18 protein-coding genes and 1 tRNA gene are annotated in these 17,679 nt (G+C 69.0%); 17 read left to right on the plus strand and 2 right to left on the minus strand.

The features are described from left to right. Nucleotides 1-35 precede the first annotated feature (35 nt). The 14 genes from RWR81_RS04190 (at nucleotide 36) to RWR81_RS04255 (ending at nucleotide 13,808) form a co-directional block, all read left to right on the plus strand. Nucleotides 36-872 (plus strand): protein phosphatase 2C domain-containing protein, encoded by an 837-nt coding sequence (locus RWR81_RS04190; RefSeq protein WP_314454861.1) that lies wholly within the window; start codon nucleotides 36-38, stop codon nucleotides 870-872. Beyond that, nucleotides 869-2,071: an FHA domain-containing protein gene (locus tag RWR81_RS04195; RefSeq protein WP_314454864.1), complete on the plus strand. Its 1,203-nt coding sequence runs from the start codon at nucleotides 869-871 to the stop codon at nucleotides 2,069-2,071. Before RWR81_RS04190 ends, RWR81_RS04195 begins: the two co-directional genes overlap by 4 nt. 183 nt (nucleotides 2,072-2,254) lie before the next feature. Next, nucleotides 2,255-3,088 carry a hypothetical protein gene (locus RWR81_RS04200; RefSeq protein WP_314454867.1) on the plus strand — a complete coding sequence of 278 codons (834 nt, stop codon included), beginning with the start codon at nucleotides 2,255-2,257 and terminating at the stop codon, nucleotides 3,086-3,088. 1 nt (nucleotide 3,089) lies between these two features. Further along, on the plus strand, nucleotides 3,090-4,007 hold the full coding sequence (locus RWR81_RS04205) for a DUF2993 domain-containing protein (protein ID WP_314454869.1): 918 nt from the start codon (nucleotides 3,090-3,092) through the stop codon (nucleotides 4,005-4,007). Nucleotides 4,008-4,216: 209 nt separating this feature from the next. Continuing rightward, nucleotides 4,217-5,542, plus strand: coding sequence for a MoxR family ATPase (locus RWR81_RS04210; protein ID WP_314454871.1), 1,326 nt, complete (start codon nucleotides 4,217-4,219; stop codon nucleotides 5,540-5,542). A 118-nt stretch (nucleotides 5,543-5,660) separates the two neighbouring features. Beyond that, on the plus strand, nucleotides 5,661-6,629 hold the full coding sequence (locus RWR81_RS04215; RefSeq protein ID WP_399497983.1) for a DUF58 domain-containing protein: 969 nt from the start codon (nucleotides 5,661-5,663) through the stop codon (nucleotides 6,627-6,629). 3 nt (nucleotides 6,630-6,632) lie between these two features. Beyond that, nucleotides 6,633-7,154, plus strand: coding sequence for an alpha-amylase (locus RWR81_RS04220; RefSeq protein ID WP_314454876.1), 522 nt, complete (start codon nucleotides 6,633-6,635; stop codon nucleotides 7,152-7,154). Then, nucleotides 7,148-8,260, plus strand: coding sequence for a VWA domain-containing protein (locus RWR81_RS04225; protein ID WP_314454879.1), 1,113 nt, complete (start codon nucleotides 7,148-7,150; stop codon nucleotides 8,258-8,260). The genes RWR81_RS04220 and RWR81_RS04225 overlap by 7 nt, the downstream gene beginning before the upstream one ends. After that, nucleotides 8,257-9,360, plus strand: coding sequence for a VWA domain-containing protein (locus RWR81_RS04230; RefSeq protein WP_314454882.1), 1,104 nt, complete (start codon nucleotides 8,257-8,259; stop codon nucleotides 9,358-9,360). The genes RWR81_RS04225 and RWR81_RS04230 overlap by 4 nt, the downstream gene beginning before the upstream one ends. Next, entirely contained in the window at nucleotides 9,360-10,334 is a 975-nt protein-coding gene (locus RWR81_RS04235; RefSeq protein ID WP_314454884.1) for a hypothetical protein, read from the plus strand. The genes RWR81_RS04230 and RWR81_RS04235 overlap by 1 nt, the downstream gene beginning before the upstream one ends. Continuing rightward, on the plus strand, nucleotides 10,331-10,825 hold the full coding sequence (locus RWR81_RS04240; RefSeq protein ID WP_314454887.1) for an NUDIX domain-containing protein: 495 nt from the start codon (nucleotides 10,331-10,333) through the stop codon (nucleotides 10,823-10,825). The genes RWR81_RS04235 and RWR81_RS04240 overlap by 4 nt, the downstream gene beginning before the upstream one ends. 97 nt (nucleotides 10,826-10,922) lie before the next feature. After that, nucleotides 10,923-11,615, plus strand: a complete 693-nt coding sequence (locus tag RWR81_RS04245) for a TetR/AcrR family transcriptional regulator (RefSeq protein ID WP_314454889.1) — start codon at nucleotides 10,923-10,925, stop codon at nucleotides 11,613-11,615. Between the two features lie 54 nt (nucleotides 11,616-11,669). After that, nucleotides 11,670-12,377: a M50 family metallopeptidase gene (locus RWR81_RS04250; RefSeq protein WP_314454891.1), complete on the plus strand. Its 708-nt coding sequence runs from the start codon at nucleotides 11,670-11,672 to the stop codon at nucleotides 12,375-12,377. 216 nt (nucleotides 12,378-12,593) lie between these two features. Continuing rightward, nucleotides 12,594-13,808: an extracellular solute-binding protein gene (locus RWR81_RS04255; RefSeq protein ID WP_314454894.1), complete on the plus strand. Its 1,215-nt coding sequence runs from the start codon at nucleotides 12,594-12,596 to the stop codon at nucleotides 13,806-13,808. Nucleotides 13,809-13,938: 130 nt separating this feature from the next. Here the strand turns inward: RWR81_RS04255 and RWR81_RS04260 are convergent, their stop codons facing one another. Together RWR81_RS04260 and RWR81_RS04265 are read right to left on the minus strand one after the other, a co-directional pair. Next, the gene (locus tag RWR81_RS04260; RefSeq protein WP_314454897.1) at nucleotides 13,939-14,463 is read right to left on the minus strand and encodes an OsmC family protein; all 525 of its coding nucleotides are present in this window, start codon (nucleotides 14,461-14,463) and stop codon (nucleotides 13,939-13,941) included. Nucleotides 14,464-14,730: 267 nt separating this feature from the next. Further along, nucleotides 14,731-14,804: transfer RNA gene (locus tag RWR81_RS04265), tRNA-Gly, on the minus strand. A 238-nt stretch (nucleotides 14,805-15,042) separates the two neighbouring features. Between RWR81_RS04265 and RWR81_RS04270 the strand changes: the two genes are divergently transcribed. The 3 genes from RWR81_RS04270 (at nucleotide 15,043) to RWR81_RS04280 (ending at nucleotide 17,480) form a co-directional block, all read left to right on the plus strand. Further along, entirely contained in the window at nucleotides 15,043-15,591 is a 549-nt protein-coding gene (locus tag RWR81_RS04270) for a TM2 domain-containing protein (protein ID WP_314454898.1), read from the plus strand. A 129-nt stretch (nucleotides 15,592-15,720) separates the two neighbouring features. Beyond that, a complete protein-coding gene (gene dcd / locus RWR81_RS04275; RefSeq protein ID WP_314454900.1) occupies nucleotides 15,721-16,356 on the plus strand; it encodes a dCTP deaminase in 636 nt (211 codons plus the stop codon). Continuing rightward, nucleotides 16,353-17,480, plus strand: a complete 1,128-nt coding sequence (locus RWR81_RS04280) for a hypothetical protein (RefSeq protein ID WP_314454903.1) — start codon at nucleotides 16,353-16,355, stop codon at nucleotides 17,478-17,480. Before dcd ends, RWR81_RS04280 begins: the two co-directional genes overlap by 4 nt. Nucleotides 17,481-17,679: the final 199 nt, after the last annotated feature.

The raw sequence follows: 17,679 nt of genomic DNA on the forward strand, positions 1-17,679 counted from the left end.
AGGGGAGTGCAAGCGACACAGGCGAAGGGGAGACGATGACCGAGCACGTTCGTGCCGACGGCGATGCTCTCGGGATCCGTGGTGCCGGTGTTCCCGGGATCGTTGTCGGTGCGGCCACTGACGTGGGGCGCCTGCGTGCGGTCAACGAGGACGGCTACCTCGCCATCGTCCCGGCCTTCGTCGTCGTCGACGGGATGGGCGGGCACGCCGCCGGCCGCATGGCCACGCAGGCCGCCCTTGACGCCCTCTACTCGCTGGCCGGAACGACCGTCACCGACGTCGAGGCGGTGGTGCGCGCAGTGATGGCCGCGCAGGAGGCGATCGTCGCCATTCCCTCACACGCCGCCTACTTGCCCGGCGCGACGATCGCCGGCGTCGTCCTGGCCTGGCTGGAGGACGAGCAGGGCACTACGCGGCCGACCTGGATCATCTTCAATATCGGGGACGCCAGGGTCTACCTGCTGCGCGACGGCATGCTCTCCCAGGTCACCCGGGACCACTCCCGGGTCCAGATCCTGATCGAGGCCGGAGAGCTCACCCCCGAGCAGGCCAGGCGCGATCCCCGCCGCAACATCGTGACCCGTGCCCTGGGAGGAGGTATCGCCGACTCCGCGATCCCCGATCTCTACAGCGTCCCGGTCGCCTCCGGGGACCGCTTGCTCGTGTGCTCCGACGGCCTGAGTGACGAGCTCGACGACGAGGGCATCGCCACCGTGCTGGCGGCCGGCTATGCGGCACAGCGTACGGCTGAGCTCCTGGTGGGCGCCTCCCTGGAGGGGGGCGGTCACGACAACACCACGGCCGTCGTCGTCGACTCCACCGAGGTTCCCGTCACAGCCCCCGTCGACGCCCTCGCTGAGGGGGTGCGGTGACCGCCTCCACCTCGCCAGACGAGCGCGTCCCACTGCCCGAGGGACTGACGCGACTTTCGGGCGGCGCCCTGCGTGCCGATGGGGTGGACGGTATCGCCGTGATCAGCCCTGCCAGCGGGACCGGTTCCCGGCCCGTCCCCGTCGGGGCGGGGCTGCGAGTCCTTCAGGCCCTGGGCGGCGCCCATCTGCCTACAGTGGGACCGACGACTTCGGGGGTGCCAAGCACGGCCACGGGGCGGCCCGGTCTCGGGCGCGCGGCGACCGTTCTGCCTGAAGGTGCCCCTGGAACGGGTGACAGTTGGGGCTGCGCTGGGAGGAGCACTGAGGAGTTCGCCACGCGCGCTGCGGAGAAGGCCGATGGTGAGCTCTTGGAGACGGGCGTCTGGGAGGATCCGGACGAGTCCTCCGCCTCGGGCTGGGGTGCCGAGGGCGACGGCGGTGAGGTGGTCGATGCTGTCGACAGTGCCGACACTGCTGACAGTGCTGACATGGTGCCGGAGTATCCCGAGCCTGAGCCCGGCTCGGGTCGTCGCCGTCGCGGCGCCCGCCGGAGCCTGACGACGAGGCCGGTCGGCTCGGGGGGACCGTTGACGGCCGACACCCCCACGGCCTCCGACAACTCTCAGATCAGACAGCCCCAGCCGGTTCGTGCCCCCCAGGCCCTGGAGGCGCTGCCCCGCACCGAGGTCGTCCCCGCCTCCGAGACGGCTCTGGTCGCGGCGCCCCCGGTGCGGGCATCGATCTGTCCCCAGGGTCATGCCAACCCACCCGAGGCCCGCGAGTGCTTGAGCTGCTCGCAGCCCTTGATGGGCGTCTTCTCCTACGTGCGCCGACCGGCGCTGGCGACTCTGACCCTGTCGACCGGCGCCGCCGTCGAGGTCGCCGGTGACGTCGTCGTCGGACGCGCCCCCCAGCCGCAGCCCGGAGATGATCCGCATATCGTGACCCTGATCGCGGTCCCCAGTCACCATCACAAGGTGTCGCGCTCCCACCTCATGCTCACGACCTCGGGGTGGAGCATCCTGGCCCAGGACCTCGGGTCGTCCAACGGTACGGTGCTGGCACGTCCCGGTGCGACGCCCGTCCTGCTGGGGGCGGGTATGCCCACACCAGTCTTCAGGGAGGACTTGATGGATATCGGGGACGGTGTCACTCTTCGTATAGACCCGCCGGCGTGGATGAGGCAACAGCATGGTTGAGGTCACATTCTTGCCGGTGGTGCTTCGCCGGTGCGGAGTTGAGTTCTGGACAACACTTACCTCAAGCGCATCGTCGGATTCAATACCGTATGGACCCGATGGTCCCGACAGGCCCGATAGTCCGGTCGCTTCCGCTGCTGACCGCTCCGCACCGAGATCGGACTTCTGATAAGGAGATTTTGTATGAGTGACCTGACCTGGATGGACATGCCAGAGGTCAATCCGGAGCGGCCCGATGAGCTCGTCTTGGACTTCTCCGGTGAGATTCATCGGGTCTCCGCCGCAGACACCTTCGTCATCGGCCGGGGCGGCGACCTGGACATCGATGACAATCCCTACCTGCACCGCCGTTTTCTGGTCTTCGCGTACGCCGAGGGGCTGTGGTGGATCGCCAACGAGGGATCGCGGCTGTCAGCCACACTGACCGATGGGGAGGGGCTGGTCCAGTCACGCCTGGCTCCGGGAGCCCGCATCCCCCTGGTGTTCCCCCGCCTCATCCTCACCTTCTCCGCCGGCCCGACCACCTACGAGATCAACCTCGTCACCTCCGGCGAGGACCACTTCTCCGGAATCGACGGCGTGCGTCAGTCCACCGGCCAGACCACCATCGGGGTGACCCCGATGACCCGCTCCCAGCTCCTGCTCGTCCTGGCCCTGTCCGAGCCGGTGCTCAAACGGGCCGGTACCGGCGCCGCCGAGATCCCCTCCTCCGCGGCGGCCGCGGCGCGACTGGGATGGCCCCTGACCAAGTTCAACCGCAAGCTCGACAACGTCTGCGAGAAACTCGACCGAGTGGGGGTGCGCGGGCTGCGTGGCGGACGCATGGCGGGCGCCGCCTCCAACCGTCGCACCGCGCTGGTGGAGCACGCCGTCTCCACCCTCATGGTCACCGCTGAGGACCTCTACATGCTCGACGAAGAGCAGGCCGCAAACCAGGCGGCCGCAGGCCAAACGGCCGAGCGCTCGGCAACCACCGCACCGATGGCCCAGACCTCGCCGTCGGCGTCGAGGAGATGATGTGGCACGAGACATGAAGCTCGATCGGGGCGAGGCCGATCCGCCCGAGACGCTGGAGGAGGCGGTGGAGGTGAGCACGCCTCGAGGGGCCTTCTTCGACGAGGTCCTGGTGAGAGATCCCGAGGACGGCGATGCGTCGGACGACGTCGGACACCGGCCCGTTCGGCGTCGTCGGGTGGGACGATGGGTGGTGGTGCTCGTGGTACTCGCCGTCGTTCTGGCCGCCGGTGCGGTCGGGGCGGAGTACCTCGTGCGCGCGCAGGTCGACAGCGCGGTGCGCTCCGCGCTGCCGGGGCTCAGCTCGGACGCGAGAATCGCCACCAAGGGAGTCGTCCTGGCCCAGCTTGTCGGCGGCTCGCTGGACAGCCTGTCGGTGGACTCCAAGAGCATGGAGATCGCCGCCAAGGGCCACGGTGGCACCACAGTCACGCTCAGTGACGTCGACGTCGACCTCGGCGGCATCGGTCTGCGCAATCCCTACCCGGCGGACACGGTCGTGGCCGCCGGAACCATCAGTTGGAAACAGGTCACCGAGCTGGCGGTCGCGTCCCACCCCAAGATGCGGGGCATGACCCTCAAGGCTCAGCGCACGGGAGTCAGTGCCCAGGAGCCCGGAACCATCCAGGCCTCGATCGTCCTGCTCGGCATGAACGGCGAGGCGGAGATCGTGCCGTCGCTCAAGGATGACGGAAGCCTCACACTCACCGTCACCTCCATCCAGGTCGGGGATGGGCAGCTCGGGATCGACATGGAAGCGGATCAGAACATCCTGCTCAGCTATATCGGGATGGACTCCTCGGAGATCACGATCCCGCCCGACTCGTTACCGCAAGGGCTGCACCTGACCAGCGCGGTGGTCACTGACGACGGCCTCCGGCTGGCCCTGAGCGGAAGCAAGGTGAACCTCCGCCGGCTTTGAATCAGGACGGCCTCGATCACGATTCGTGTCACATTTCCGCTGATTCTTGCTATAGCAGCGAAAGGTGAACCCTGCCCGCGCGGGTGGGGAGGACTTCCCGTACACCGGCTCCCCGGCCGGCGCCACCTCGTATAGCCTGCCGGTGCGCTGACCTTCCACGCGCAGGCGAACGGCGCGAGGAATCAAGCAAGAACCGAGCAAGGAGAGCCATGAGCATGCAGCCCGAGCACCGTACCCAACCCGGCGATCAGTCGGGCGGGTGGCGCAGCGGTGAGTCAATTGCCCGGCAGACCTCTCAGCAGGCCGACAGCCCCTCAGGCACCTCCGCGGGCCAGGCCGGTCCCGCCATGGTTCAGGAACCGCAGGTCTTCCCTCCGCGGATCAACCCGCAGGCCTCCGGAGTCCACGCCTCATCAGCGCCTGCCTCCTCCAGGATGACAGTTCCCGGCTATCCCTCCGGGCCGGCGGCCCCGGCGGAGGACGGGGCCAGCACCGGGCCCCTGCCCTCGCGTGAGACGCTGCGCCGTGAGGCCCGTGCTGCCTCCAGTCGCAGGGGCGCCGGCGACGCCGATGTCGAGCGCGCCGGTGAGCTGCTGAAGTCCGTGGCCGATATCTTCTCTCAACGCGTCGTCGGTCAGGAGCAGCTGCGTACCGCGTTGGTCACCTCCCTGATGTCCAGCGGGCACATCCTGCTGGAGTCCGTGCCCGGCCTGGCCAAGACCACTGCTGCTCAGACGCTGGCCTCGGCGGTCTCCGGCTCGTTCCGGCGCATCCAGTGCACGCCCGACCTCATGCCCAACGACATCGTGGGCACTCAGATCCTCAACTCCTCCACCGGCGAGATGACCACTCAGCTGGGCCCGGTCCACGCCAATATCGTCCTGCTCGATGAGATCAACCGCTCCAGTGCCAAGACCCAGTCGGCCATGCTCGAGGCCATGCAGGAGCGTCAGACCTCCATCGGTGGTGTCGTCTACCCACTGCCCCACCCCTTCATGGTCCTGGCCACTCAGAACCCCATTGAGGAGGAGGGCACCTACGTCCTGCCCGAGGCGCAGATGGACCGCTTCCTCATGAAGGAGGTACTCACCTATCCGCGGCCCTCGGAGGAGGCCGACGTCCTCGACCGCATCTCCAACGGCACCTTCGACCAGCCCGTGACCGGGCGGCCCATCTCCACCGACGACGTCGAGTGGCTTCAGCGGGCCGCCGAGCGGGTCTACGTGGACCCGGTCATCAAGCAGTACATCGTCGCCCTGATCAACACCTCCCGCGGCGGGGGGCCGAGGCCTATGCCCGGACTGGACCGGCAGGTGCGCGTGGGGGCCTCCCCGCGCGGAGGCATCGCGCTGATGAAGGTGGCTCAGGCCGTCGCCCTTCAGGAGGGGCGCACCTACGTCATCCCCGACGACGTCCGCCTGCTGCGCCATGGCGTGCTGCGTCACCGGCTGGTGCTGACCTACGACGCGCTGGCCGACGGCGTCGCCCCCGAGGCGATCATCGACGCCATCTTCGCCGCCGTCCCCACTCCCTGAGCCCGGTGGGACCTGCTGAGCGATGAGTATGAAGGCGGCTGACGCTCCCGGGTCACCCCGGACACCGAGGGGCGGGGCGGGTACGGCACCCGACTCAGGACCTGTCGCGGGGGCGGCCGTGCCCAGCCCCGGCAGCGGGCGGCGCGGCGCACGGATCGAGCGTCTGCGTGCCGCCCTGTCCCTGCCGACCCTGCGTCGGGCCACGGGACTGCTCGACGGACGCCACAGGTCGGTCTTCGTCGGACGAGGCCAGGACTTCGATGACATGTCCTTCTACCGGCCCGGGGACGACATCTCCGACATCGACTGGAAGTCCTCGGCCCGTCTGGGCCAGCCGGTCATCAAGCGCTACCAGCGCGAGTCCATGATGCCCATGGTCCTGGCCGTTGACACCGGTCGGACCATGGCGGCGATGACCCCCTCCGGGGAGGACAAACGCGACCTGGCTCTGGGGGTCGCCGAGGTCTTCGCCTACCTGGCCCGCCTGCGCGGCGACTCGGTGGCACTCGTGGCCGGGGATGCCGGTCGGACGATCTCGCGCCCGGCGCGTTCAGGGGCCAAGCACATCGAGACCCTGCTGACTCTGCTGGCCCGCACCTTCAAGGAGCTCGATGTCCCCGTCGCCGGAGCGCCCGACGGCGTCTTCGAGCTGGCGCCCGGAGCACCGGTCTCCAGCCTGCCTCGGCTCATGGAACGGGTGAGTACCTGGCACCGTCGTCGCAGCCTGGTCATCCTCATCACCGACACCGCTCACCCGGGTCCCGACTCCGCGACCTGGCTGCGGCGCCTGTCGATCCAGCACGAGGTGATCGTGATCCAGATAGAGGATGATGACCCGCTGCGTCCCCAGGGCGGCCGTGGGCGGGACATCGACCTCCCAGTGGAGATCCCCGCCTTTCTGCGTTCCGACCAGCGTCTCGTGGCTCAGGCCGCCGGGGTGCGCGAGCAGTGGCGCGCCACTGTCGCCCAGGTCCTTGACGCCCGTCACCTGGAGCGCGGGGTCGTCTCCTCCGAGGAGACACTCATTGACTCCATCGCCGAGCTCCTCCAGCGCGAGCGCGCCGCGGTGGCCCGAGGGAGGCGGTGAACGATGCAGGTATGGCCCCCGGTTCTCATGCCGGTGTGGATGATCATCGTGATGATCATCGGCATTCTCCTGGTGAGTGCCTGGTTGCTGCGCACCTTCCTGGTGACCCGCAGGAACGCCGCGCGTGAGGTCGGGGACATCCCGATGGCTCCGAGTGAGCGCCGCCAGTGGGGGGAGCGCCTGTGGGCGATCTCCCAGCGCTGGGACGGCGGTGAACTGGATCTGCGAGAGCTGCACCTGGAGCTGTCGGCGCTGTTGCGCGGCTTCGCCGAGGCCCGCAGCGGTGAGGAGATCACCACGGCCACGGTCTCGGAGATCCTCGACATGGCCGCCACCACCGGCCCACGCTCGGTGGAGGAACGCCGACGCAGCGTGCGCGAGGCGGGTCGCCCCCTGGATGCCAACCCGTTGGGGCACGTCGGCGAGCTGCTCGCCATGTGGGAGCAGCCCTCCTTCGACCGAGAGCCGGAGGCCGCCGCGCAGGATGCCCTGACCCACGCGCGGGAGGTGGTCACCCAATGGTGATGCCCTGGCTGTTCTGGATCCTCGTTGCCATTGCTGTGGCGGCGACCCTCGCCGTCCTCGTCGCCGAGCGGCGGTTCAACGGGACGCCAACCGGTACGCCTCGTAGACGTCTGCACCTGCCCTGGAATCGCCGGACAATGCCGCAGGACGTCGAGGTACCGCGGCGACTGGCCAACTCGGCGAGCCTGTTTCGGCTTCCGGCGGTGCGCTCCCGCATCCGGGCCCAGCGCTGGCTGCACGCGCTCCTGGCGGTCCTGCTGGTGGTGTGTCTGCTCAGCGCCTCCGGCATCGCCGGACGCCCCGTGCGCGTCACTGAGCGTTCTGATGCCCTGGCCAACCGTGACATCGTCCTGTGCTTGGACGTGTCGACCTCGATGGTGAGGATCGATGCCTCCGTCCTGGCGACCTTCTCAGGCATCCTGGAGGACTTCGACGGCGAGCGCGTGGGGCTGGTGGCCTGGAACTCCGCCGCCCAGACCATCGTTCCGCTCACGGACGACTACGAGCTGCTGCGTCAGCAGATGGACAAGCTGAGCGAGGTGCTGGACATCGACCCGCAGAACCCGACCTACAAGCAGGCGCTCAGGTACGACGAGGCCTTCAGCGGGACCCAGAACAGGAGCATCAACGCCTCCTCCTTGGCCGGGGACGGACTGGCCTCCTGCGCGCAGGCCTTCGACAACCAGGGCCTGGAGCGCTCCCGCTCCATCATCTTCGCCACCGACAACCAGGTCATCGACCCCGACAAGGAGCAGATCTACTCCCTGCCGGACGCGGTCGATCTTCTGTCCGAGCGCAAGATCCGCTTGTTCTCCGTCTACGGTGCTGATGACGATCAGTCCTACCACTACCAGCTCGACCAGAGCCCAGAGGCCTCCCGCGAGGAGCTCAGGAGCGTCACCGAGGATCAGGGCGAGGGCCGCTTCTACGACGTCGAGGACTCCGGCACCGGAGGGCACATCGTCAAAGAGCTGGAGAAGACGGAGGTCAGCACGCTCGGGGGTCGCACGCAGACCCGGCGCACGGACGTCCCCCAGAGCCTGATCATTACTCTCTCGCTCGTGATCCTGGCCTACCTGGGGCTGACCACCTGGAGGCGAGCATGAGACCGGTTCCTGTCATCGGGGGCTTTGCCTTCGTCCCGGTCACCCGGTGGGTGCTCATCCTCCTCGCGGCCGCTGCCATGGTAGCCCTGCTGGTGGTGTCCCGACGTCGTCTTCGCCGTGACGCCGCCGAGCCGGCCGCCTGGAGGGCGTGGTGGCGGCGGCTGGCCATCGTGGTCGTCATCGTGGTGGCGATGGCGGGGCCGGCGATCCGCGGTAGCGCGGCCGTGAGCGTCTCCAACGTGGAGATCTACATGGTGGTGGACCGTACCGGTTCGATGGCGGCAGAGGACTACCAGGGGAAGGGACCCGACGGGACCGACCCGGCCGCTTCCACCCGCCTGGACGGGGTGCGCTCGGACATGCGCGCCATCCGGGACGCCTTCCCCGACTCACGGTTCTCCATCATCGCCCTGGACAACGCCGCGGCCACGGAGCTGCCGCTAACCCGCGACGTCAACGCCGTCGACTCCTGGATCGGCTCGTTCAAGCAGGAGGTGACGGCGCATGCCACCGGCTCCTCGCTGGAGGTGGCGCTGCCGCTGCTGGCCCAGTCCCTGGTCCAGTCCCATCAGTCCGAGCCCAAGGACATCCGCCTCGTCTACATCTTCTCCGACGGCGAGGCCACCGACGGGGGACGCGGTGCCCAGGAGGCCGACAGCTCCGGGGCCTCCTGGCAGTCGCTGGCCGGCGTCGTCGACGGTGGTGCGGTGCTGGGCTACGGGAGCACCGAGGGCGGGAAGATGCGCAGCTACGACGGCTCGGCCGCCACCGGTGAGCACACCCAGTCCGACTACATCACCGACGGTCAGGGCGGCCAGCCCGGCGTGTCGAAGATCGATGCCGACGAGCTTCAGGGCGTGGCCAAGGACATGGGGCTGCCCTACTTCCATCGCACCGGCGGATCGGATGACGACCCGACGAGCAAGTTCACCAGCCTGGACATCGAGGCCGTTACCTCCGACGAGCGGACCAGGACCAGCACCCGGGTCTACCTGACCTGGCCGCTGGGGATCGTCGCCTTCGGCCTGCTGCTGTGGGAGATCATCGATCTCATCCGAGCCGACCTGCGCCTGCGCCTGCTCATGGGAAGGGGGAGATGATGACAGCAACAGGAAACGATTCACCCGGAGCGTTCCCCCAGGGGGAGGATGAGGGCCGGCTCGGTTCCGCCGACGGTCCTGAGACGGCACCGGGTGCAGGCGTCGCGGATGCTGCGGACGCAGCGCCCGATTACCTCCGGGAACCGGACTCGGACGCCTCCGGGGGGTCCTCCGCCCAGGATCCCTCCGGGCCGGAGGACCCCCGACGGCGTGAGGCCCGCCTGCGCCGGCGTCGTCGGCTTCTCAAGATCGGTGCAGTGCCGGCCGCGCTGGCCACCATCGTCTCCCTGTGGCTCGGGGCGATCTTCCTCATCTCGCTGGCGGGCAACCGTGCGGTGGCCGCCGGCCACTACGACACCGCCCTGTCCCGCTACCGCCTGGTGGCCCGGATCAACCCCTGGGTGGAGCAGTGGCGCGTCTACTTCAACCTGGGGACCGGCCAGCTCGCCGCGGACGATCCGACCTCAGCGATCACCAACCTCAACCACGCCCTCGCCAAGGCGCCGACCGCGAAGGTCGACTCCCAGACTGGGGCGAAGCAGACCGATTCCCCGGAGTGCATGGTTCGAACCAACCTGTACATCGCACACGTCACTCTGGTCTCCAAGGCGCAGGAGCGCGGCGACTCCGCGGCGGTGACCGAGCACACCGAGGCCGCCGAGAAGGCTGCCGACGCCTGCGAGATGCCGCCTCCTCCTGAGGACAGCCCCTCGCAGAGCCCGGAACCGTCGGGGGGCTCCAGCAGTACCCCCAGCTCGACGCCGAGCTCCGACCCGTCGGCGGAACCGAGCTCGGAGGCGTCGTCGTCGGCCTCGAGCTCCCCGGGCGAGAGCGCCTCTAGCACCCCGAGCACTCAGCCGACCCCGACCCCGGTCGATGACCGGCCACAGCGCCTGCGCGATCGTAACAACGGCAGCGCGGGGACCACCTCGAAGCCCGAAGACGGCGGCGGTGGCGGGGGAAAGCCCTGGTGAGCGGCTTCGACGCGCGCCTCTCCCGGCTCGTCGTGGCGGCCGCGGTCCTGGACCGCCTGGAGACCCCGACGGCGCTGTTGTGCGCCGCACGCTCCTACCCGCCCGAGTACGCCGGGCAGTTCGAGCTGCCCGGCGGGAAGGTCGAACTCGAGGAGCGACCCAGGCAGGCCCTGGTTCGTGAGCTCGACGAGGAGATCGGTCTGAGGGTGCGCCTGGGGCCCGAGCTCGTCCCGCCGAGCGACCTGGCGGACCCGGCCCCGCTGGGGGGCCCTCCCGGCGACGACGCTCCGGCCTGGCCGGTCATGCGTGGTTTCAGGATGCGGGTGTGGCTGGCCGAGCCCGCCCTGGCCGGGGACCGGGGACGGGTGGGCACTGACCATCAGAGGCTGGAGTGGGTGAGCCTGGACCCGCCCGATCGGCTGCGCCGATTGCCCTGGCTGTCCGCGGACCTGCCGATTATCGATGAGCTCATGGCGACGCTGGGACGCTGAGGTGCGAGGCCGCCCCGCGCCCCGCCCGGGCGCCGTCGGCATGTCGGTTTCATGACACTTCTATCATCGGCGTCATCTTGCGGGCTAAGGTGACCTCATGCCTAAGATCCTGGGTTCCTCACTGGCCGAGCACCGAGAGCGCACGCGCACAGCCCTGTTCCAGGCGCTCTGCGAGCTCATGAGTCACCGCAGCTTCGACAAGATCACTCTGTCCGACGTCGCCAACCACGCGGGTGTGGGACGCACGGCCGTCTACAACCACTTCGCGGACAAGGAGGACCTCCTCCTGGCCTTCATGGAGTATGAGGCCGGCCGCTACGCCGAGGAACTGTCCCGAGCGCTGGCCGGGATGGAGGACCCGATCGACCGCCTGCGCGTCTACGTGCGCCAGCAGGCCCTCATCACCCGTCACTTCCACTTCCCGACGTCGGGGCAGCTGGCCGACTCCGTCTCCCAAGGGACGGTCGGTCGCCTGCGGGCACATGGCGCTCTCCTGACCCAGATGCTCTCCTCGATCCTCGCCGACGCCATGGACCAGGGCCTCATTCCCGCCCAGGAGCCCGAGCAGGTCATTCCCCTCATCCACGCCACCGTCATGGGGGGACGCCCGACGCCCACAGATCCGGAGCGTCGCCTGGCCTACCTGGAGAGTCTGGACACCTTCGTACTGCGGGCGGTGGGGGCCCGCCGGCCGGAGCATGCCGTGCCGACCATCCCGCATCCCCATGGCGCCGAGCCGCTGGAGGGCGCCGATCACCCTGGTTCGCTTCGTCACAGCGCCGTTGGCTGACAGCGTGCGCCGGGGGCTGCCGCGGGGACAGGTGGGCCTGGCAGACTTCCGCCCGTGAACCTGAGCTGGACTGAGACCTGGAACGACCTGCTGGCCCGAGCCTCGAACGTCGTCGGCCTGGACCCCGGCGTGTTGTGGCCGGCACTGGCGATCCTCATCGTCGTCCTGATCTGGGCGCCCGCTCGGCGCTTGGGTCGCACCCTGGTGACGATCGTCCATGAGGCCGGGCACGCCGCCGTCGGTCTCATGGTGGGGCGGCGCTTCCTCGGCTTCGTCGTGAGCCGGGACCTGTCCGGGCACGCTGTCACCGCCGGCAAGCCGACCGGCCCCGGCCGGGTGGCCACCTCCTGGGCCGGTTACCCGGCCCCCGCGGTTCTGGGCGCTGCCGTCGTGCTCCTGGCGCTTCACGGCTGGGCCAGCGCGGTACTGCTGCTGGGGCTGGTCATCCTGGCGATCCTGCTGGTCATGTCCCGCTCGGTGCGCACGGTTCTTCTCGTGCTGCTGGTGGCGGCCCTGACCGGGGCGCTGTGGTGGTGGGGCGGGACATGGCGCGCCGGCGTCGCCGCCGGGGTCGGACTGGCCCTCATCGTTGGCGCCTGGGACTCCCTGCGCGATGTCGCGGCCTCACGTGAGCCGGAGCAGGACCACCGCACCCTGGCCCGGCTCACCGGCGTTCCCGCCGGAGTGTGGTTGGCAACCTGGTTCCTGGTGGATGTGCTGGCCACCGGCGTCGTCGTGCTGGCCGTGCGCGACCTCCTGTGAGGTGCGTCCCGGCGACGGGTGAGGGCGTCTGCTGCGCCGGTACGAGGGGCGGGGTGATCCGCCAATATGGCCTAGTCTTCGTCCTGGCGATGCCGAGCCCCAGCGGGCCCGCCCGCCGTCCCCACCCGACGTCGATCGCTGCGCGATCCTGTGCGGAGCCAACGACCAGGGCACACCCTGCTCCCGGGCACTCCGGGATTCCCACAAGGAGAACACATGATGCTGACTCGCCGGACGTTCGGCCTGACCGCCCTGGGACTGGCCGTTTCGGCCACACTCGCCGCCTGCTCCTCGAACTACCAGGAGGGCACCGAGGCGGGCAAGATGGCGCTCATCGTCTCCGACGCCGGCGAGGCCGCCGCGGAGGAGCTGACTGAAGCGGTGAAGGCCTTCACCAAGGAGACCAAGGTGGAGGTGGACGTCAAGGTCGTCTCCGACATCTCCCAGGAGCTGGCCCGCGGGATCACGGACAACCCGAGTGTTGATGTCGTCGTCCTCAACCCCGCGCAGCTGTCCAGCTACGCAGACTCCTTGCACGCCTGGGACAAGAGCTCGGCCGCTGTGAAGGATGCCCAGCCCGCCCTGCTGACGAGCGCCACCAGGCGGGAGCGGATCAGTGCGGCGCCGCGAGACGTCTCCACACTCGCCCTGTACATCAATACCTCGCTGTGGCAGGCGGCGGGCCTGAGCGAGTCGGACCACCCGACCTCTTGGGAGCAGCTCGACCAGGTGGCCGCGGCGCTCACGACCGGCGGCGTCGTCGGACTTTCCCTGGACGCCTCCTATACCCGCGCCGGCGCCTTCATGATCCAGGGCGGAGGAGGACTGACCAGTGCCGACGGCACGCAGGCGACCGCCTCCTCCGAAGGGTCGGTTGCGGGACTGACCGAGGTCAAGAATCTCCTGTCATCCGGCTCGGCCGCTTGGGGCGGTGACCTGCCCGCCGGGTCGGCAGCGGACGCCTTCGGCGAGGGGCAGGCCGCCATGGTGGTGGAGACTCCGTCCCTGATGAAGACCCTGGCGGATGTCTATCCGGGTATCTCCTACACCGTGATGGAGCTGCCGGCCGGCAGTGGCGGCAAGGGGACGTTGCAGTTCCCCACCTTCTACGGTGTGGTCGAGGCCTCCAAGTACAAGGACGACGCCGTCCGGCTCGTTGAGTACCTCACTGGAGCCGAGCGGCAGGTGACTCTGGCCACCGCGGCGGGCACCGTCCCAGCCAGTCGGTCCGCCGGCGAGACTTGGAAGGGCCAGCACGCTGACCAGGCCGCCTTCCTGACCGGCGTCGAGTACTCTCAGGCCGTGCCCTCCGCCGCCGGGGTCTCCGACATCATCGCCAACCTCGACAACGAGCTGCCGGGACTGGCGGCCGGCGATCCCGCCGGTATCCTGGCCGGCACCCAGGTGAACCTGCAGGCCATCCTGTCCTGATGTCGCGGGGAGGCGCCGGCTGACGACGTCGGGGCCTCCCCGCAGAACAAGAACCCCGCTCGCCGACGTCGCGGTCGTGCTTGAGGGCTCGTGTGCGAGAGATAGAGGGACAGCCCGCAGGCGCTGCACCCTACTCTCGTGACAGGCCCTGGCGCGCCCGGAAGCCCTCCCCGGCCCTCTCTTGTCCGGTCGTGATGTCGGCTTCGTGATGGACTGGGAAGTTCACTGATCGGGCAATGAAGCAGTACTCGGCGGCTCGGTCGTGCAATGCGGCTGCACGCTCAGGATCACTGCCGGGAGCAATGGTCACCGTGGGGCGAAGGGTTGCTGAAGTGAATTCCCCGGTTCCGCCTGGGTGCTCGACCATGATGCCGGTAGGGGTGTCCGAGTAGGCAGTGACGGTGACGCCCGCATCTGCTGCGAGGTGCAGGTACCACAGCATGTGGCACTGCGAGAGCGAGGCGAGCAGGAGCTGTTCCGGGTTCCATCTGTGAGCGTCCCCTCGGAACGCAGGATCTGCCGATCCGTGGATCACCGGCGGGCCGGTGGTGGTTCCCCGGACATCATGGTCACGCGAGTAGGCGCGGTAGCCGGACGTGCCCGTACCCAGGTTGCCTGTCCACTCCACGCACACGGAGTATTCATGATCTGACATGCAAAAAGTGTAGAGATGAGTCGCCTGGCCGTCCAAGGGGCCGGGGAAGTCGGTGGATGGAGGTGTCCGAACCGGTTTGATCGGGGTTGCGTGTCGCTTGGACGGGGTGCGGGTCCCCTGTTGTGACGAGGGCGCCGGCCGGGTGCCGTAGCCCGGTGGCGACATGGCGGCATGTCGCCACCTCGAAAAAGCCCTGGGACGGCAAAAAGTTACCCGGACACCTCCCGGCCAGACGGGGAATCCTTCATATCCGGAGTGACCTGCGAATGGAGCGGGTGACGGGAATCGAACCCGCGCTGTCAGCTTGGGAAGCTGAAGTTCTACCATTGAACTACACCCGCGTGGCACCAGTGGACATGCATCCCAGGTGCGTGCGGAAGTCTAACCCAGACTCCGGTCATCTGCGCAAATCGAGGAGGGGGCCCGGTCCTATGCCGAGCCGTGCACTGACGATGCCACTCGGTCGGTGTGTGACGTTCGCCCAGTGAGGCCTGAGTGTGGGCGGTATCGTCGCGGGTTCTGTTGTACCGATCTAGACTCGCCGGCATTCCTGGAAGTCCAGACGCATATGGTGGACACATGACTCATCCGACCAGTCCCAACGATCCCGTGGGCCCTCAGGCGGTTTCCCCAGAGGTGTCGCCCGGCTCACCGCCGCAAGAAGGCCTCGGCGCCGAGTACCCGCAGAGCGCGGCGTGGTCCGACGACGCCGCACAGCCGGGGTACGGCTCTCAGGGGAGCTTCGGGGCTCCCGATCCTGGTTTCCAGCCCGGTTTCGATCCGCAGGCCGGTTACGGCGCCCAGCCGGGCTACGGGGCGGCGCCCGAGTACGGGCAGCAGGCCGCCTACGGCCCCTACCCCGGTTACGGTCCGCCCGCCTACCAGGGCAAGTCCAAGGTCGCCGCCGGTGTGCTGGCGCTGCTCACCGGAACCTTCGGGATCCACAACTTCTACCTCGGCCACACCAACAAGGCGCTCATTCAGCTCCTGTGCTCGCTGCTGAGCTGCGGGATCCTGGCCATTCCGATCGGGATATGGTCCTTCGTCGAAGGGATCCTCATCCTGACGGCCCGCCCGGGTGAGCCGCCGTGGGGCGTCGATGCCGATGGCGTGCCACTGACCGGCTGACTCGCCGACAGCCCTGCCCGAGGTCGCCGGCTTCATCCCGGGAACGGCCGGGGTGCGCACGTGTGATGTCTCCGGCGTCGTCGGGCCCTCGGGTGCCTGCTCCCGCGGGGACCTGGCACAATCGGGCCCGTGCTGCTCTCAGACCGCGATATCCGCACCGAGCTCGACGCTGGCCGGGTCGTCCTGGACCCCTACGACCCTGAGATGATCCAGCCGGCCTCCATCGACGTGCGCCTGGACCGCTGGTTCCGTCTCTTCGACAACCATCGCTACCCTGTCATCGACCCGGCCGCCGACCAGGAGGGGCTCACCCATCTGGTCGACGTCGGGGCCGACGAGCCCTTCGTCCTGCACCCTGGTGAGTTCGTCCTGGGCGCCACCTACGAGCGCATCACCCTGCCCGACGACGTCGCCGCCCGCCTGGAGGGCAAGTCGAGCCTGGGCCGCCTGGGCCTGCTGACCCACTCCACGGCGGGCTTCATCGACCCCGGCTTCACCGGGCACGTCACCCTGGAGCTGTCCAACACGGCCACCATGCCCATCAAGCTCTGGCCGGGGATGAAGGTGGGGCAGCTGTGCTTCTTCCGCCTGTCCAGCCCGGCCCAGGCGCCCTACGGCTCGGGCGCCACCGGCTCGCGCTACCAGGGGCAGCGCGGACCGACGGCCTCGCGCTCCCACAAGTCCTTCCACCGCACCCGTATCCCCGACGCCCCGGCGGTCCCCGCCGACGGTGCCGACCCCGTCTCCCAGGAGAAGCACGCATGAGCGACTCGACCGACTTCGCGGTCTCCCTGCCCACCGACACCGGCACCTTCACGGCCTCCTCGATGCTGCCGGTCGGTCTGCTGGACACCAACCACGTCCTGCTCCTGGCCGACGACGTCGCCTCTGACGAGGTCGAGGCCCTGGCACTGTCCCAGGACATCCAGTCCGGCTGGGTGGGTGTCTCCAGCCTGCAGCTCTTCCCCGGGGTCTCCCTCCTGGGGCCCTGGCAGGTCGACGCTGAGATGCGCCGGCTCCTGGGCGCCCCGGAGTGGACCACGCAGCTGATGATTCTGGACTGCCCCCGTATTCGTGCCGGTGCTCTGCCTGCGGAGCTCGCCGGTCTGGACCCGCTCTCCGACGCCTTCCCCAAGGCCCAGCCCACAGGGGCCGAGCTGGTGGCCCTCACCCGTCTGCGTGCCATCGCCCGGCGACTTGCCGGTGCCCTGCGGCTCATCCCCGGCGGGGACGAGGAGGACCCGGTCCTGTTCGAACCCAGCCCCGAGGTCTCCGCCTCCCTGACGGTCTACGCCCCGGTGTGGCTCGGCCCGGAGGATCTGGTGGCTGTTCTGCGCCCCGTGGCCCCCGAGGTCACCACCGCTCTGGATGCCGTCCAGCCCCCGGGCGCTATCGGACTGGATGCCATCGATCCCGAGCAGCTCGAGCGCCTGGTCGAACGTATTGGCCCGGAGGTCTTCGAGAAGGCCTGGCGCGGATCGGAGAAGGTCCGTCAGGACACGATGCGTCAGGAGATCGTTGCCGCCGCCACCGGCAATGTCATCGAGGAGCTGCGCGACGGCTACGCGGTCGTCGCCCCGGTCGACCCCGAGCACGAGGGGTGGGGGCGCATCGAGGTGCGCGCCGGCGCCACCGACGGGCTGCCGCTGGCCGTGCGCGGCGAGCCGTGGGCGCGCGGGGCGGTCCTGTCCTACGACCTGCGCTGGATCCCCCAGGACCAGGCCGATGCCTATGCCGAGGTGGTCTCCCGCTCCCGGCGCCGTGAACGTCAGACCGCGCGCGACCTGGTCGAGCAGCTCGCCACCGTCCTGGTCCCGGCCGTCTCCGGGGTGGCCGTGGATGATGATGGCTTCCTCGTCTCCCTGGGCGAGGACGCCGAGGAGGTCTGAGGGGCCCCGGCCGCAAACGGCCTGCCGGATGGCGCCGACAGGTGACAAGACGGCTCCGGCGTGTCCAGATCTGCAGCAAAGGGGGCGGCGCGCCTTGAGACCGTCACACGATCCGCAGAATCTCAAGGTTCTTTCTCCAAGTTCAAGGCTGAGAACCGGCCTTTGCTGCAGATATGGACATCTACGTCGCTGTCGACAT

This window comes from uncultured Actinomyces sp. (genome assembly GCF_963526355.1).
Lineage (GTDB): Bacteria > Actinomycetota > Actinomycetes > Actinomycetales > Actinomycetaceae > Actinomyces.

Excerpts from the sequence above, each read along its gene's own strand:
- RWR81_RS04230 (WP_314454882.1), top strand. The coding sequence starts at position 8,257 with ATGAGACCGGTTCCTGTCATCGGGGGCTTTGCCTTCGTCCCGGTCACC.
- RWR81_RS04220 (WP_314454876.1), top strand. The coding sequence starts at position 6,633 with ATGCAGGTATGGCCCCCGGTTCTCATGCCGGTGTGGATGATCATCGTG.
- RWR81_RS04225 (WP_314454879.1), top strand. The coding sequence starts at position 7,148 with ATGGTGATGCCCTGGCTGTTCTGGATCCTCGTTGCCATTGCTGTGGCG.
- RWR81_RS04210 (WP_314454871.1), top strand. The coding sequence starts at position 4,217 with ATGAGCATGCAGCCCGAGCACCGTACCCAACCCGGCGATCAGTCGGGC.
- RWR81_RS04270 (WP_314454898.1), top strand. The coding sequence starts at position 15,043 with ATGACTCATCCGACCAGTCCCAACGATCCCGTGGGCCCTCAGGCGGTT.
- RWR81_RS04280 (WP_314454903.1), top strand. The coding sequence starts at position 16,353 with ATGAGCGACTCGACCGACTTCGCGGTCTCCCTGCCCACCGACACCGGC.
- RWR81_RS04190 (WP_314454861.1), top strand. The coding sequence starts at position 36 with ATGACCGAGCACGTTCGTGCCGACGGCGATGCTCTCGGGATCCGTGGT.
- RWR81_RS04235 (WP_314454884.1), top strand. The coding sequence starts at position 9,360 with ATGACAGCAACAGGAAACGATTCACCCGGAGCGTTCCCCCAGGGGGAG.
- RWR81_RS04200 (WP_314454867.1), top strand. The coding sequence starts at position 2,255 with ATGAGTGACCTGACCTGGATGGACATGCCAGAGGTCAATCCGGAGCGG.
- RWR81_RS04260 (WP_314454897.1), bottom strand. The coding sequence starts at position 14,463 with ATGTCAGATCATGAATACTCCGTGTGCGTGGAGTGGACAGGCAACCTG.
- RWR81_RS04255 (WP_314454894.1), top strand. The coding sequence starts at position 12,594 with ATGATGCTGACTCGCCGGACGTTCGGCCTGACCGCCCTGGGACTGGCC.
- RWR81_RS04245 (WP_314454889.1), top strand. The coding sequence starts at position 10,923 with ATGCCTAAGATCCTGGGTTCCTCACTGGCCGAGCACCGAGAGCGCACG.